The following is a 15,584-nucleotide window of genomic DNA, read 5'->3' on the forward strand; positions in this document are numbered from 1 at the left end:
CTCTCTTGGTCTATTTGCGCAACAGACGCAAACCGTTAAATACCACCAACAGGCTGACGCCCATGTCGGCAAACACGGCCATCCACATGGTGGCCATACCGAGGAAGGTTACCCCAAGAAAGATCGCTTTAATGACCAATGCCAAAGCAATGTTCTGCTTGAGGATGCTCGAAGTCTGCCGTGACAGGCGGACAAATGCCGGTATTTTGCGCAGATCGTCGTCCATCAGGGCGACATCTGCGGTCTCGATCGCGGTATCTGTACCCGCTGCAGCCATGGCAAAGCCGATCTCGGCACGGGCCAGCGCCGGGGCATCGTTGATGCCATCACCCACCATGCCGACGTGATGCCCCTTGGCATACAGCGCTTCGATCGCCTTGAGCTTATCTTCCGGCAACAGGTTGCCTTGCGCTTCGTCGATGCCGACCTGGGCGGCAATGGCCTTGGCGGTATGCGGGTTATCGCCGGTAAGCATCAGGGTCTTGATCCCCAACTCATGCAGCTCGCGGATCGCTTCGCGGCTGGTCTCCTTGACTGTGTCTGCCACGGCGAACAGCGCCAGCGGGCCGGCACTGTCGCACAGCAAGATCACGGTTTTGCCCTGTTCTTCCAGCGCAAACAGCTTGGTTTCCAGCTCAGGAGAGCACAGGCCCAGCTCTTCAACCAGACGGTGATTGCCCAAGTGGTAGAGCTTGCCGTCGATTTCGCCACGCACTCCGCGACCGGCCAGCGCCGCGAAGTTATCCACAGCGCTCAATGGCCGCTTTTTATCCACAGCCGCATTGGCCACGGCCAGCGATACCGGGTGATCGGAGCGACTGGCAAGGCTTGCGGCCAGCAGTTGCGCGCTGTCAGCAACCAGCGGATCAAGGGGCAGGTAATCGGTTTGCACCGGCTTGCCGTGAGTGATGGTGCCGGTCTTGTCCAGGGCCAGAAAGTCGAGCTTGTGACCGCTTTCGAGGTACACCCCGCCCTTGACCAGAATCCCCTTGCGGGCTGCTGCGGCCAGGCCGCTGACAATGGTTACCGGAGTCGAAATCACCAGCGCACAAGGGCACGCCACCACCAGCAAGACCAGTGCGCGGTAGATCCAGTCGAACCATACGCCGCCCATAAACAGCGGCGGGATCAACGCCACGGCCAGGGCGAATACGAACACCAGCGGGGTATAGATTTTCGCGAAGCTGTCGACAAAACGCTGAGTCGGTGCCCGTGCGCCCTGGGCCTGTTCCACAGCGTGGATGATGCGCGCCAGGGTCGAGTGGCTGGCCTCGGCCGTCACCCGGTATTCCAAGGCCCCGGACTGGTTGATGGTGCCTGCAAAAACCTTGTCGCCCAGGGTTTTCTCAACAGGCAGGCTTTCGCCGGTAATCGGCGCCTGATCGATCGTCGAGCTGCCGGACACGACCTCACCGTCCAGGCCGATCCGTTCGCCTGGCCGTACTCGCACCAGACTGCCCAGGACAATATCCTTGACCTCAAGCTCCACCCAGGAGCCATCTGCCTCTTGTACAGTGGCCTTGTCCGGTGCCATTTGCATCAACCCGCTGATGGCATTGCGGGCACGGTCCAGGGACTTGGCTTCGATCAACTCGGCCACAGTAAACAGAAACATCACCATGGCAGCTTCTGGCCATTGGCCAATCAGCACAGCACCCGTCACCGCAATGCTCATCAGCGCATTGATATTCAGGTTGAGGTTTTTCAGGGCAATCCAGCCCTTTTTGTAGGTGGTCAGGCCGCCGCTGAGAATCGACACCAGGGCCACCAACGCGATCACCCAAGTCGGTGCAGCATCGGTGAAGTGCAGCACTTCGGCAGCCAGCGCGCCGACACCGGCCACGGCCAGCGGCCACCAGTGCTTTTTCGCAGGTAGCGCAGCCGGCGCAGCATCCGCGCCGGTTTCAATCGGGTCGGCCTGCATGCCCAGGGATTTGATCGCCGCGATAATCGGCTCGGTCGACGGCAAGTCGTGGGTCACGCCCAAAACCCGGTTGATCAGATTGAACTCAAGCTGCTGTACACCCGCCAGCTTGCCCAGTTTGTTCTGGATCAGGGTCTGCTCGGTGGGGCAGTCCATGGCTTCAATGCGAAAACTGCTCAGGCGAGCGCCCGCCGTGGAGGTAGCGCCAAGCTTGATTACACTCGGCCCGGCCGCTGCCGAGCAGCAGCTATGGGCATGGCTGGCGTGGTCGTGCTTGTCGCCATGATCGTGGTCGTGCTTGTGCGGGGTATGAATGGAATCGCTCATCAGGTTGCGTCCGGGAAAGGTGCCTGTTGCCAAGTAAAGACCCTGTAGCCACTATAGGGTCAAGCATCCTTTTGGAGATCTGCACGATGAAAATTGGTGAGCTGGCGAAATTGACCGACTGTCAGGTCGAAACCATCCGTTACTACGAGCGCGAAGGGCTGTTGCCGGAACCTGCACGCAGTGAAGGCAACTACCGCTTGTACACCCAGGCCCATGTCGAGCGGCTGACATTTATCCGTAATTGCCGCAGCCTGGACATGACCCTGGAAGAGATCCGCAGCCTGCTCAACCTGCGCGACAGCCCGCAGGACCAGTGCGAAAGCGTGAATGCACTGATCGACGAGCATATTCATCACGTCAAGGCACGGGTTGACAGTTTGCTGGCCTTGCAGGCGCAATTGCTCGACCTGCGCCAAAAGTGTGGCGAAGGACCGAACGGCGAACATTGCGGGATTTTGCAGCAGCTGGAAGTCAGCGGGGCGGTCAGCGCGCCGGAGGGCGAGCCAAGCCATGTGGGCAGAAGCCACGGGCATTGACGCCCCCTACCCTGTGGGAGCGGGCTTGCTCGCGATGCAGGCAACTCGATGTATCTGTAACACCGAGATGATGCGATCGCGAGCAAGCCCGCTCCCACAGGGGGTGGAGTGGGTGATGTGTTTTACACCGCCATTGGCGCGGTCATTGGCGCGTGGTGCTGGTAGCCTTCGAGGCTAAAGTCGCCAGGCTCGATCAGGCCCAGCCACTCTGGCTGGTACACGCCGGTCTTGGCGAATTCCGGCACACGATCCGAGATCACCAGTTTTGGCATCGGGAACGGCTCGCGGGTCAGCTGTTCGTTGAGCATGTCCAAGTGATTTTCATACACATGGGCATCGCCAATGAAGTAGGTAAACCAGCGCGGCGTGTAGCCGGTCAGGCGGCCGATCAGGCTCAACAGTGCAGCACCTTCGGTCAGGTTGAACGGTGTGCCCAGGCCCAGGTCATTGGAGCGGATGTAGAGGGTCAGGGAGATTTCCTTTGTCTCGACATTCGGGTGGAACTGGTACAGCAGGTGGCACGGTGGCAGAGCCATTTCATCGAGCTGGGCGCAGTTCCAGCCGTGGAACAGAATACGACGGCTGCCCGGGTCGTTGATGATGGTGTCGACACACTGACGCACTTGGTCGATAGCCTTGTACAGCACCACGTAGGCCTGACCGTCTTCTTCACCTTCGGCAATCTGGCGATAGCCCTGGCTCAGGCACAGCTCGATAGCGGCCACATTGCTGCGATCGACCTGCTTGTAGGCTGGCCACTTGCGCCATTGCACGCCATAGATTTCGCCCAGGTCGTCTTCACCCTGACGGAATGGGTTGGCCAACCACTGGGCATTTTCGTTGGCATTCTGGTCCCACACCTTGCAACCCAAGGCGCGGAAATCTGCCGCGCTATTCACCGGGCGCAAGAAACCGCACATCTCGCCAATGGCCGATTTGAATGCCATGCGCCGGGTGGTGATGGCCGGGAAGCCTTCCTTGAGGTCATAGCGCAACATGGCGCCGGGCAGACTGATGGTCTTCACACCGGTGCGGTTGGCTTGCAGGGTGCCGTTTTTAATGACGTTGGCAACGAGGTCGAGATATTGCTTCATGGTTTTCCTACCGTTTGAATGCGGGGCCTTACAAGCCCCGCCATTCGAATGTGTTACGCAGCTTTTTGCGCCGCCGGGTCGCGGTGATAAGCCCACCAGATCAGGAGCAGGCCACCCGCGATCATCGGGATGCAGAGGATTTGCCCCATCGTCACCCAGCCAAACGCCAGATAACCCAGCTGGGCATCGGGCACGCGGACGAATTCGACGATAAAGCGGAAGATGCCGTAGAACAGGGCGAACATCCCGGAAACCGCCATGGTTGGACGGGGTTTGCGCGAGTACAGCCAAAGAATCAGGAAGAGTGCCACACCTTCGAGGGCGAACTGGTAAAGCTGCGACGGATGACGCGCCAGTTGTTGCGGGTCAGTCGGGAAGATCATCGCCCACGGCACATCGCTGGCCTTGCCCCACAGTTCGGCATTGATAAAGTTGCCAATACGCCCAGCACCCAGGCCGATCGGTACCACAGGGGCGATAAAGTCCATGATCTGGAAGAACGACTTGCCATTGCGCTTACCAAAACCCCATACCGCCAGCATTACGCCGATCAGACCGCCGTGGAACGCCATGCCACCTTTCCATACTTCAAAAATCAGCAACGGGTTGGCGATATAGGCGCTCAGGTCATAGAACAGTACGTAGCCCAAGCGGCCACCGACTATCACACCCATGGCCACCCAGAACACCAGATCAGAGAGCTTCTCTTTGGTCCAGGTCGGGTCGAAACGGTTAAGGCGGCGCGACAGGATCAGCCAGGCGGCGCCAATGCCGATCAGGTACATCAAGCCGTACCAGTGGATTTTCAGCGGTCCGATGGCCAGTGCCACCGGGTCAATCTGCGGGTAAGGCAGCATTGCGACTCCTTGTTAGATCAGGAAACTCAAACCGACACAGAACAACAGTGCGGCAAACAGCCGTTTCAGCAGGCGTGGCGAAAGCTTGTGGGCCAACCGCGCACCAAAACGGGCGAAAAACATGCTGGTCAGGGCAATCCCGAGCAGCGCCGGCAAATACACAAACCCGAGACTATGCGCGGGCAGGTCGGGGTTATGCCAGCCTATGATCATGAAACTTAATGCACCTACCAGGGCAATCGGCAATCCACAGGCCGCCGAGGTGGCCACGGCTTGTTGCATCGGCACGCTACGCCAGCTCAGGAACGGCACGGTCAACGAGCCGCCACCGATGCCGAAAATCGCCGATGCCCAACCGATCACCGTGCCCGCAAGGGTCAGACCTAACTTGCCCGGCACCGTGCCAGTGGCCTTGGGCTGCAAGCCAAAGGCCATTTGTGCGGCAATCACCAGGGCAAACACGCCAATGATTTTCTGCAGGTGCGGGCCGGCAATGGCTTCTGCCGTGAGCGCACCGATACCCGCGCCGATCAGGATGCCCAGGGTCATCCAGACAAACAGCGGCCAGCGCACGGCGCCTTTGCGGTGGTGCTCACGAATCGAATTGATCGAGGTAAAAATGATCGTGGCCAATGACGTGCCTACGGCCAGATGGGTCAGCACCTCGCTGTTAAAACCCTGCAAGGTGAAGCTGAACACCAGCACCGGCACGATGATAATCCCACCACCTACGCCGAACAGTCCGGCCAGTACACCCGCAAAGCCTCCCAGCACCAGATAGAGCAGAAATTCCATGACGCCCCCTCCCAATTTGATCCGCATGGTAACGGAGCAAGGGCTTGGGCTCCACTGCGCTGCACGGTATGGCGCAAGGCGCCTGAGCAATCTATAAGTAGTGTGGTTAAAAAAACATTAAGGACTGCCCATGTGTCTGATTGTCTTCGCCTGGCGCCCCGGCCATGCACAGCCTTTGGTCGTTGCGGCCAACCGCGATGAATTCTATGCGCGCCCGGCCAAGCCATTGGCACAGTGGGCCAATGCACCGCAGGTGTATGCCGGCCGCGACCTTGAGGCAGGCGGCACCTGGCTGGGGGTGGGGGCCAACGGGCGCTTTGCCGCCCTGACCAATATTCGCGAACCGCACAAGCCGCCTTCGCGACGCTCGCGGGGTGAATTGGTCGCGGACTTTTTGACCGGCAATCAGTCAATTGCCGAATATTTCGCCCACGTTGGCCGACGTTCCGTCGACTATGCCGGGTTTAATCTGCTGCTGGGCACCCGCGATCAGCTCTGGCATTTCAATTCCAAAGACCTGGCGCCGCAGCCACTGGACGCGGGGGTTTATGGTTTGTCCAATGCCGGGCTGGACACACCCTGGCCCAAGTTGCTCAAGGCCAAGGCGGCCCTGGCCGAGGTGCTGGGCGATCCGCAACCGCAGGCGCTGCTGGCCTTGCTCAAAGATACGCAGACCGCACCGTTCAGCGAACTGCCGGACACCGGCGTAGGGCTGGCTACGGAGAGTTTGCTGTCGAGTGTGTTTATCGCCAGCCCCAGCTACGGCACCCGCGCCAGTACGGCGTTGATTGTGAATGCCGATGGCTCAAGGGTGATGGTGGAATACAGCTTCGGGCCGCTAGGGGGGCGTTTGGGCGAGGTGAAGATAGAGGCCTGAGGCATACACCCTGTGGGAGCGGGCTTGCTCGCGATGCAAACGACGCGGTATGCCTGAACCACCGCGTCGATCCTGTCGCGAGCAAGCCCGTTCCCACACATGCCTCCACACCCACAAAGGGAGGCCTTTTTAATACGGTTTGATCGCCGCCGGATTCATCATCCGGGTCAGCCCCATATTCTTCAGGGCCAACTGGATCGTGCTGCGAATCACCTGCGGGTTGTCGATGGTCATCACTTCGGCCAGCAGTTCCTTGGCGCGGCTCAGGCTGACCTGGCGCAGCATCCATTTCACTTTCGGCAAGTTGGTGGCGTTCATCGACAGGCTGTCAAAGCCCATCGCCATCAGCAGGATCGCCGCCGCCGGATCACCGGCCATTTCACCGCAGATGCTCGCCGGCTTGCCTTCGGCATGGGCGTCGCGCACCACCGATTGCAGGGCTTGCAGCACCGCCGGGTGCAGGTAGTCGTACAAATCGGCCACCCGCGGGTTGTTGCGGTCCACGGCCAGCAGGTATTGGGTAAGGTCGTTGGAGCCCACCGAGAGAAAGTCCACCTGGCGCGCCAGCTCTTTGGTCTGGTACACCGCAGCCGGGATTTCGATCATCACGCCAATCGGCGGCATCGGCACATCGGTGCCTTCATCACGCACTTCACCCCAGGCACGGTGCAGCAGGTGCAGGGCTTCTTCGAGTTCGTGGGTGCCGGAGATCATCGGCAACAAAATACGCAGGTTGTTCAGGCCTTCGCTGGCCTTGAGCATGGCCCGGGCCTGAACCAGAAAGATTTCCGGGTGGTCGAGGGTGACGCGAATACCGCGCCAGCCCAGGAACGGGTTTTCTTCCTTGATCGGGAAGTACGACAGTGACTTGTCGCCGCCAATGTCCAGGCTGCGCATGGTCACCGGTTGCGGATGGAAGGCGGAAAGTTGCTCGCGATAAATCGCCAGCTGCTCCTTTTCGCTGGGAAAGCGCTGGTTGATCATGAACGGCACTTCGGTGCGGTACAGACCTACGCCCTCGGCGCCGCGCTGTTGCGCCCGCGCCACATCGGCCAGCAGGCCGGTGTTGACCCACAGCGGCATGCGATGCCCGTCCGGGGTGATGCACGGCAACTCGCGCAAGGCGTCGAGCCCCAGGGACAGCTGGCGCTCTTCCTCGACCACTTCGGCGTATTGCTTGCGCAACACTTCGCTGGGGTTGGTGTAGACCTCGCCGTGGTAGCCGTCGACGATCATCTGGATGCCGTCGACCTTGGAGTACGGCAGGTCAACCACGCCCATCACGGTCGGGATACCCATGGCCCGAGCCAGGATCGCCACATGGGAGTTGCCCGAGCCCAGTACCGACACCAGGCCTGCCAGCTTGCCCTCGGGCACCTCACCGAGCATGGTCGCGGTCAGCTCTTCACTGACCAGAATGGTGTTGTCGGGGTAGACCATGGTTTGCTGGCGGTCATGCTGCAAATAGGCCAGCAGGCGACGCCCGAGGTCGCGCACATCCGACGCCCGCTCACGCAGGTAGTCGTCGTCCATCAATTCGAAACGGTTGACGTGATCAGTCACCACCTGGCGCAGCGCGCCTTGGGCCCACTGACCGGTCTTGATCACATTTTTGACTTCGCTGCCCAGCGATGCATCGTCGAGCATCATCAGGTACACATCGAACAGCGCCTGTTCTTCGGGGCGCAGTTGCTTGGCGAGTTTTTTCGAAACCGCGCGCATATCGTTGCGCACACCTTCGAGGGCGGTCTTGAACAGCGCAATTTCGGCGGGGATATCGGTGATGGCCTTGTCGGGCACCACGTCCAGATCCGCTGGGGGCAGCATGACCACCGCCGTACCCACCGCAGCACCCGGAGAACCCGGCACGCCGACGAACTTGGCTTCCTGAATGCCCTTGCCCTGACGCCCCAGGCCACGAATCGAACCCGTGGCTTCGGCATGGGCAATAACCCCGGCCAGCTGTGCGCTCATGGTCACCAGGAAGGCTTCTTCACCCTCATCGAACTGGCGACGCTCCTTTTGCTGGATGACCAGAACCCCAACCACACGACGGTGGTGGATGATCGGCGCACCCAGGAAGGAGGCATAGCGCTCCTCACCGGTTTCAGCAAAGTAACGATAGCGCGGGTGATCGGCGGCGTTTTCGAGGTTCAGAGGCTCTTCACGGGTACCCACAAGGCCGACAAGGCCTTCGTTGGGCGCCATGCTGACTTTGCCGATCGAGCGCTTGTTCAAGCCCTCGGTGGCCATCAGGACAAAACGGTTGGTCTCTGGATCAAGCAAATAAACCGAGCAGACCTGGCTGCTCATGGCCTCTTTGACGCGCAACACAATAATCCCCAACGCCGCCTTGAGATCCTTGGCGGAGTTAACTTCCTGGACGATCTTGCGCAGCGTATTGAGCATGGCTCGGGGTCGAACTCCGTGTCAGGCGCGCGTTAAAAGGCGCGGGGCAAGCTCTTTGAGAGCGCGACGGTAGACCTCGCGCTTGAATGTCACCACCTGGCCCAACGGGTACCAATAACTGACCCAACGCCAGCCATCGAACTCCGGTTTACCGGTCAAATCCATCCGCACCCGCTTCTCGTTAGAGACCAGGCGCAGCAAAAACCACTTTTGCTTCTGGCCGATGCACAGCGGTTGGCTGTGGGTACGCACCAGGCGTTGCGGCAAACGATAACGCAACCAGCCTCGCGTGCAGGCGAGTATTTCTACATCTTCGCGTTCAAGGCCAACTTCTTCGTTCAGCTCACGGTACAAGGCGTCTTCCGGCGTCTCATCAGGGTTGATGCCTCCCTGTGGAAACTGCCACGCGTCTTGATTGATACGGCGAGCCCAAAGTACCTGACCAGCGTCATTTGTCAGAATAATCCCGACATTAGGGCGGAAACCATCGGGGTCGATCACGGCAACAACCTCGCAAACGCATGTCGTCGCATTGTTCCACAAAGGTTGTGAAAGCAGCAACGCGCCTTCCTGCCTTATGTGCACTCTTGTTAAAAGACCGTATTCTTGTGGCCTTTTCTCAGGCAACTCAACGGGTAACCTCAATGCGTCTGGCTTTATTCGACTTGGACAACACCCTTCTGGGCGGTGACAGCGATCACGCCTGGGGCGACTACCTGTGCCAACGCGGCATTCTCGACGGTGACGCCTACAAGGCGCGCAACGACGAGTTCTACCAGGATTACCTGGCCGGCAAGCTCGACAACACCGCCTACCTTAATTTCAGCATGGAAATCTTTGGCCGTCATGACATGGCGCAACTGGATCAGTGGCACCGCGAATTCATGCGCGACTGCATTGATGGCCTGATGCTGCCCAAGGCCCAGGCCCTGCTGGCCAAGCACCGTGAGGCGGGCGACATCCTGGTGATCATCACCGCCACCAACCGTGTGGTGACAGCCCCTATTGCGAAAAAACTCGGCGTGGAACATCTGATTGCCACCGAGTGTGAAATCGTCGATGGCCGCTACACCGGGCGCAGCACCGACGTGCCGTGCTTCCGCGAAGGCAAGGTGACACGCCTGAACCGCTGGATCGAAGAAAACGGCTACAGCCTTGCAGACAGTTACTTCTACAGCGATTCGATGAACGATTTGCCGCTGCTGGAGCAGGTGGATCATCCAGTGGCGGTTGACCCGGATGAGAACCTGCGGGCTGAGGCTATCAAGCGTGGCTGGCCGGTGATCTCGCTGCGCGACTGATCAAAAAACAACCACATCTGTAGGAGCGGGCTTGCTCGCGATGGCATCAGCTCGGTTTAACTGATAAACCACAGCGCCTGCATCGCGAGCAAGCCCGCTCCCACAATAGCAATTGTGCTTATACCGGCTTTGCCCCCATCAATCCCGCAATGGCGATAAAGCAAATTGCACAAAAAATCGCCAAGCCCAAGGTGAACCCGGGGTGTTTGGCCACGCGCCCCAACCGTAAACGATTCAGGCGCACCACCAGCCACAACCAGCTCAAACCGCCCATCAGATACAGACAACTGCCCGCCAGCAACCACAACTGGCTCAGCGGCCAGCCGGCCAGATGCACCAGAAACCAGCCACTGACCGGCAATGCCAGCAAGCACAGGCCCATCAACGCCCAGACAAATCCCCAGGGCCGCTGCACCACGCCGCCCGACAGGTTTTTATCCCCTGCCCGCCAGCGGCGAATCACCACCACCAGCAAGGCAATGGCGCTGACAAACAACAGCAGTGTCGAGACGCCATGCAGCAGTTTTAACGCCGTGAACGTTTCCATTTGATTAATCCCTTGATCCGTTCAACCAGCGTAGCGCCTATCGGCCAAGAAACAGCTGATAGGCCGGGTTATCGCTTTCATCCCAATACGGGTAGCCGATTTCTTCGAGCGCCGCTGGCACCAGATGGCGCTCATCAGCCGGCACTTGCAGGCCCGCCATGACCCGACCGTCGGCCGCGCCGTGGTTGCGGTAATGGAACATCGAGATATTCCAGCGCCCGCCCAACTTGTTGAGGAAGTTGAACAACGCCCCCGGACGCTCCGGGAACTCGAAGCGGAACAGCAATTCATCGCTGACCTTGGCCGCATGCCCGCCGACCATATGGCGGATATGCAACTTGGCCAGTTCGTTCTCGGTCAGGTCGACCACCGGAAAACCCTGCTCAGTCAGGCTGGTCAGCAGTGCGCTGCGCGGGTCGTTCTCGGGGTGAGTCTGTACGCCAACGAAAATATGCGCTTCGCTGCCGGTGTGATAACGGTAGTTGAACTCGGTAATCTGACGCTTGCCCACTGCCTGGCAGAAGGCCTTGAAGCTGCCCGGCACTTCAGGGATGGTCACGGCGATGATCGCTTCGCGGCCTTCACCCAGCTCGGCGCGCTCGGCCACATGGCGCAAGCGGTCGAAGTTGACGTTGGCACCTGAGTCGATCGCCACCAGGGTCTGGCCGCGAACACCGCGTTGCTCAACGTACTTCTTGATCCCGGCGACGCCCAACGCACCAGCAGGTTCGGTGATCGAGCGGGTATCGTCGAAGATATCCTTGATGGCTGCGCAGATCTCGTCAGTGCTGACGGTGATCACTTCGTCTACATAGTCTTTGCAGATATCGAAGGTGTGCTGGCCAATCTGGCCCACGGCCACACCATCGGCGAAAATCCCCACGGTTGGCAGCACCACGCGCTCGCCCGCCGCCATCGCGGCTTGCAGGCAGTTGGAGTCATCCGGCTCGACGCCAATGATCTTGATGTCCGGGCGCAGATACTTCACATACGCCGCAATACCGGCAATCAGCCCGCCACCGCCCACCGGGACGAAGATCGCATCCAGCGGCGCCGGGTGCTGGCGCAGAATTTCCATCGCCACGGTGCCCTGCCCGGCAATGGTGTGCGGGTCATCGTAGGGGTGAACGTAGACGTAGCCTTCTTTCTCGACCAGTTGCAGCGAGTAGGCCAGAGCTTCCGGGAAGGAATCACCGTGCAGCACCACAATACCGCCCCGCGAGCGCACGCCTTCAACCTTGATCTCGGGAGTGGTCTTGGGCATCACGATAGTGGCCTTGACCCCCAGCACCTTCGCCGCCAGGGCCAGGCCCTGGGCATGGTTGCCAGCCGAGGCGGTCACCACACCGCACGCGCGTTCGGCGTCGGTCAGGTGCATCAGCTTGTTGTAGGCACCACGAATCTTGAACGAGTACACCGGCTGCAAGTCTTCGCGCTTGAGCAAAATCTGATTGCCCAACCGCGCGGTCAGCTGATTGGCAGCTTGCAATGGGGTTTCTACGGCAACGTCATAAACGCGCGAGGTGAGGATCTTCTTAACGTACTGTTCGAGCATCGGAAAGCTTCACTGGGCGGGTTGGCAGGGACCATGGAGTCTACCCCAGCGTTTACGCGGGCGACCATACGAATCCAAAGGTTTTACAAGCTTGAGTTATACTTGCGCCCTTCTGTTTACCCTTCCCGCCCCGGAGCCCGCATGACCCAGGACCAACTCAAACAGGCCGTAGCCCAGGCTGCTGTCGATTTCATCCTTCCAAAACTGGATGACAAGAGCATCGTCGGGGTCGGCACCGGCTCCACGGCCAACTGCTTTATCGACGCCCTGGCCCAGCACAAGGGCGCATTCGACGGCGCCGTGGCCAGCTCCGAAGCCACGGCTGCACGCCTCAAGGGCCACGGTATTCCGGTGTATGAGCTGAACACGGTCAGCGACTTGGAGTTCTACGTGGATGGCGCCGATGAAAGCGACGAAAACCTCAACCTGATCAAAGGCGGCGGCGCAGCCCTGACTCGCGAGAAGATCGTCGCGGCCGTGGCCAAGACCTTTATCTGCATCGCTGACGCCAGCAAGCTGGTGCCCGTGCTGGGCGCGTTCCCGCTGCCGGTTGAGGTGATCCCGATGGCTCGCAGCCACGTGGCCCGCGAGCTGGTCAAGCTGGGCGGCGACCCGGTTTACCGTGAAGGCGTGGTAACGGACAACGGCAATATCATCATCGACGTGTTCAACATGCAGATCACCAACCCGGTTGAGCTGGAGCGTCAGATCAACGCCATCGTTGGCGTGGTGACCAACGGCCTGTTCGCCGCCCGCCCGGCTGACTTGCTGTTGCTGGGCACTCCTGAAGGCGTGAAGACCCTGAGCAAGTAACCCCGCCATACACTGGTAGGAGCGGGCTTGCTCGCGATGCTAACGACGCGGTGTAACGGTTACACCGCAGCGATTCAATCGCGAGCAAGCCCGCTCCCACAGGTAGTTTCTGTACTGGCTAAGGTTTTTTGAACACGTAAAACAGATTCGGCTCACTCACCACGTAAATCGTCCCTTCATCGTCCATCGCAACGCCCTCGGCTTGTGGCACTGATTGGGTCAAACCCTGTTTGCCCTTTTTCAGGGACAGGGTGCTGATGGGCTGCCCTTCCAGATCCAGCTCAAGCAGCAATTTCGACTCATCCGACAGCGCCAGCAAATGCCCGGTGCGTTCGTCAAACTGCAAGCTCGACAAGTCCCGCACAAACAACCGCGCATCACGTCGCGGGTTGGTCACCACATGGGTGGCATAAGGCTGCTGCGGATTGTCCTGAGGGAAACCGCGCACCTCATAGATCAGCATCGGGTCGCGCTCCTTGGCCACAAACAGGCGCTTGCCCACCGAGTCGTAGGCCAGCCCCTCAAAACCCTTGTTGCCTGACCGATTGAGCCCCAGGGTCAATTGCTCCGCATCGCGGGCATCCAGCACCTTGGTGTTGTCATCAATTTTTACCTTGATCAGGCGCTGTTGGCGCTCATCGGTAATGACGTAGGTATTTTCACCAATAAACTCGACCGCCTCGGCATCGCCAAACCCGACCAGCGCGATCCGGCGCAAGATCCGGCCATCGAGGGACAACTCGACCAGTTCGGCTTTTTGGTTGGTTACGGTAAACAGGCTTTTGCGCAGCGGATCGAAGGTGAGTGCCGAAACATCATCCTCAAGCCCCTCGATGACCTTGCCTTGCAACACGGCGCGATAGTCACCCAGGTTGATGGCATTGGGGTTGGCGGGGTGCCACATCTGGCTGATCTGGAACCAGGTTCGTTCGAACAGGCGAAAATGTTGCGCGGTTACACCGGTGGCCAGCAGGGCCACCAGCACAATAAAAAAAGTGACAGCGGTAGGACGGTTGACACGGCGCATGGGTCGAACTCTAAACAGATCAGGCGAATGAAATACCACGACTGTCTGAATTCAACCTTAACCCTCAATACACAACCTGTCTTGTAGCAAAAACGACCGCTTATCTGGCCTTTTTCTCGAAGCGATAGAACAGGTTCGGCTCGCTCACCATATACAGCGTGCCGTGCTCGTCAATCGCAACGCCTTCGGCCCGGGGAATGGTTTTTTTCAGGCCATTGAAGCCACCAAGCAAAGTGATAAAGCTGACTTGCTCACCCAGTTCATCAAGCTCCAGCAGCATATGCGAATCAGCCGACAGCACCAGCGTATGCCCCGTACGCGGGTCAACGCTGAGGGCGGACAGGTTGCGCAGATCCAGCTCATCGCTGGGTACTTTCTGCTTGCTGCCGGTGAGCACCTGGCTGCCGTCGCTTTTCCATACAAACAACTGTGGCGGACGCTCTTCACCCAGCAACAGCTGCTGGCGGCGCGGGTCCCAGGCAATGGCTTCGAAGGCCTTGTTCTGGTTTACCGAAGGGCCCAGGTCGTACTTGGGGAAGTCGGCAATATTAAGGGTTTTGGTGTCTGCATCGATCTTGACGATGCTCAGCATATGCTCTCGCTCATCGACAATGGCCAGCAGACCGTTCTCCATCACCGTCAAGCCTTCCGGGTTGCTCCAGCCCACCAGCGGGATTTTGCGCAACACGTCACCATCGAGGGTTAGCTCCACCAGAAACGGGTTCTTACCCATGACCGAAAACAGCGTTTTGGTCAGCGGGTTATAGGCCAGGTCCGACGCTTCGTCCTTTTCCATGCCCGGCAATACCTTGGCATCAATCACTGCCGTGTAATCAGGCAGCCATATGCTTTCACTCTGTTCTGTCGGGCTCTCAAACCGCTCCAGTACCCACAACGCACCGCGGTCATCCCAATGCATGACCGACGCCAATACATAGAGCAATGCGCCAACCAGTAACAACCAGTAATACCAGCGCATACGCAAACGTGAGGACCGGGGTACAGGCGGGATCAACTGTGGGTCTGTTGCCATTTGTATGGGCTTCCGAAAAATTGGGCCAGATCTAGTGTCCTGTCTCACAAATACGATCCTTTTTTGACGAGTGGCTGTTGTTGTCAGGCAAGGCGCCGCGACGACTCATAGCTGGCTATGGGGAGGAGCGGCAACGCAGCATGGCAACAACAGACGCCGTCAAAAGGGATCAGTATTTGCGAGACAGGACACTAGATATCACAAAGCGGGCAGACCGGCTGCCTCGCCTGGCGATTATGCAGACGGAGTGTGAAATAAATGGCAAAAGCGCAAAAAAAATCATGACCGCACTGGCCCTCAGTGATTGAGCAAGTGCAAGAGGTCGTCGATAGCAGACCATTAAACAACCTATATACCTATAGGCTAATTATGCACTACCCCATCACCAGAATGACTTGCAGCACAACTTCATCGCACTCTATCAGTAGGAACATTCCGAATAACTGAGGGACATTTACATTAACTCCATTCGCCCTTGACACTCATGGC

14 protein-coding genes are annotated in these 15,584 nt (G+C 59.0%); 4 read left to right on the top strand and 10 right to left on the bottom strand.

Features of this window, described 5'->3' with window-relative positions; genetic code table 11:
- Positions 1–10: 10 nt before the first annotated feature.
- Positions 11–2,251, bottom strand: coding sequence for a heavy metal translocating P-type ATPase (locus ACZRMH_RS01215; RefSeq protein WP_464011794.1), 2,241 nt, complete (start codon positions 2,249–2,251; stop codon positions 11–13).
- 86 nt (positions 2,252–2,337) lie between these two features.
- Between ACZRMH_RS01215 and cadR the strand changes: the two genes are divergently transcribed.
- Positions 2,338–2,787: a Cd(II)/Pb(II)-responsive transcriptional regulator gene (gene cadR, locus ACZRMH_RS01220; protein ID WP_464011795.1), complete on the top strand. Its 450-nt coding sequence runs from the start codon at positions 2,338–2,340 to the stop codon at positions 2,785–2,787.
- Between the two features lie 122 nt (positions 2,788–2,909).
- On the opposite strand, the gene ACZRMH_RS01225 is transcribed toward cadR, so the two are convergent.
- The 3 genes from ACZRMH_RS01225 to ACZRMH_RS01235 are packed head-to-tail and all read right to left on the bottom strand — an operon-like array spanning position 2,910 to position 5,533.
- Positions 2,910–3,881, bottom strand: coding sequence for a thymidylate synthase (locus ACZRMH_RS01225; protein WP_095036207.1), 972 nt, complete (start codon positions 3,879–3,881; stop codon positions 2,910–2,912).
- Between the two features lie 53 nt (positions 3,882–3,934).
- On the bottom strand, positions 3,935–4,738 hold the full coding sequence (gene lgt / locus ACZRMH_RS01230; RefSeq protein ID WP_464011796.1) for a prolipoprotein diacylglyceryl transferase: 804 nt from the start codon (positions 4,736–4,738) through the stop codon (positions 3,935–3,937).
- Positions 4,739–4,750: 12 nt separating this feature from the next.
- Positions 4,751–5,533, bottom strand: coding sequence for a sulfite exporter TauE/SafE family protein (locus ACZRMH_RS01235; RefSeq protein ID WP_464011797.1), 783 nt, complete (start codon positions 5,531–5,533; stop codon positions 4,751–4,753).
- A gap of 130 nt (positions 5,534–5,663) precedes the next feature.
- Between ACZRMH_RS01235 and ACZRMH_RS01240 the strand changes: the two genes are divergently transcribed.
- A complete protein-coding gene (locus ACZRMH_RS01240; protein WP_464011798.1) occupies positions 5,664–6,410 on the top strand; it encodes an NRDE family protein in 747 nt (248 codons plus the stop codon).
- A 129-nt stretch (positions 6,411–6,539) separates the two neighbouring features.
- On the opposite strand, the gene ptsP is transcribed toward ACZRMH_RS01240, so the two are convergent.
- Entirely contained in the window at positions 6,540–8,819 is a 2,280-nt protein-coding gene (gene ptsP, locus ACZRMH_RS01245) for a phosphoenolpyruvate--protein phosphotransferase (RefSeq protein WP_464011799.1), read from the bottom strand.
- Positions 8,820–8,840: 21 nt separating this feature from the next.
- Positions 8,841–9,320, bottom strand: a complete 480-nt coding sequence (locus ACZRMH_RS01250; protein WP_003444551.1) for an RNA pyrophosphohydrolase — start codon at positions 9,318–9,320, stop codon at positions 8,841–8,843.
- Between the two features lie 143 nt (positions 9,321–9,463).
- On the opposite strand from ACZRMH_RS01250, the gene ACZRMH_RS01255 reads away from it, so the two are divergent.
- Positions 9,464–10,120: a histidinol-phosphatase gene (locus ACZRMH_RS01255; protein ID WP_464011800.1), complete on the top strand. Its 657-nt coding sequence runs from the start codon at positions 9,464–9,466 to the stop codon at positions 10,118–10,120.
- A 118-nt stretch (positions 10,121–10,238) separates the two neighbouring features.
- On the opposite strand, the gene ACZRMH_RS01260 is transcribed toward ACZRMH_RS01255, so the two are convergent.
- Entirely contained in the window at positions 10,239–10,667 is a 429-nt protein-coding gene (locus ACZRMH_RS01260) for a DUF2269 family protein (protein WP_464011801.1), read from the bottom strand.
- A 37-nt stretch (positions 10,668–10,704) separates the two neighbouring features.
- Positions 10,705–12,222 carry a threonine ammonia-lyase, biosynthetic gene (ilvA, locus tag ACZRMH_RS01265; RefSeq protein WP_464011802.1) on the bottom strand — a complete coding sequence of 506 codons (1,518 nt, stop codon included), beginning with the start codon at positions 12,220–12,222 and terminating at the stop codon, positions 10,705–10,707.
- 141 nt (positions 12,223–12,363) lie between these two features.
- On the opposite strand from ilvA, the gene rpiA reads away from it, so the two are divergent.
- Positions 12,364–13,035: a ribose-5-phosphate isomerase RpiA gene (gene rpiA / locus ACZRMH_RS01270; RefSeq protein WP_048361307.1), complete on the top strand. Its 672-nt coding sequence runs from the start codon at positions 12,364–12,366 to the stop codon at positions 13,033–13,035.
- A 118-nt stretch (positions 13,036–13,153) separates the two neighbouring features.
- Here rpiA and ACZRMH_RS01275 read toward each other — a convergent pair whose 3' ends face one another.
- Together ACZRMH_RS01275 and ACZRMH_RS01280 are read right to left on the bottom strand one after the other, a co-directional pair.
- On the bottom strand, positions 13,154–14,062 hold the full coding sequence (locus tag ACZRMH_RS01275; protein ID WP_464011803.1) for an SdiA-regulated domain-containing protein: 909 nt from the start codon (positions 14,060–14,062) through the stop codon (positions 13,154–13,156).
- A gap of 100 nt (positions 14,063–14,162) precedes the next feature.
- Complete coding sequence (locus ACZRMH_RS01280; protein ID WP_464011804.1) at positions 14,163–15,095, bottom strand: SdiA-regulated domain-containing protein; 933 nt, start codon at positions 15,093–15,095, stop codon at positions 14,163–14,165.
- Between the last annotated feature and the right edge of the window lie 489 nt (positions 15,096–15,584).

The sequence above is a fragment of the Pseudomonas sp. B414 genome (genome assembly GCF_055408445.1).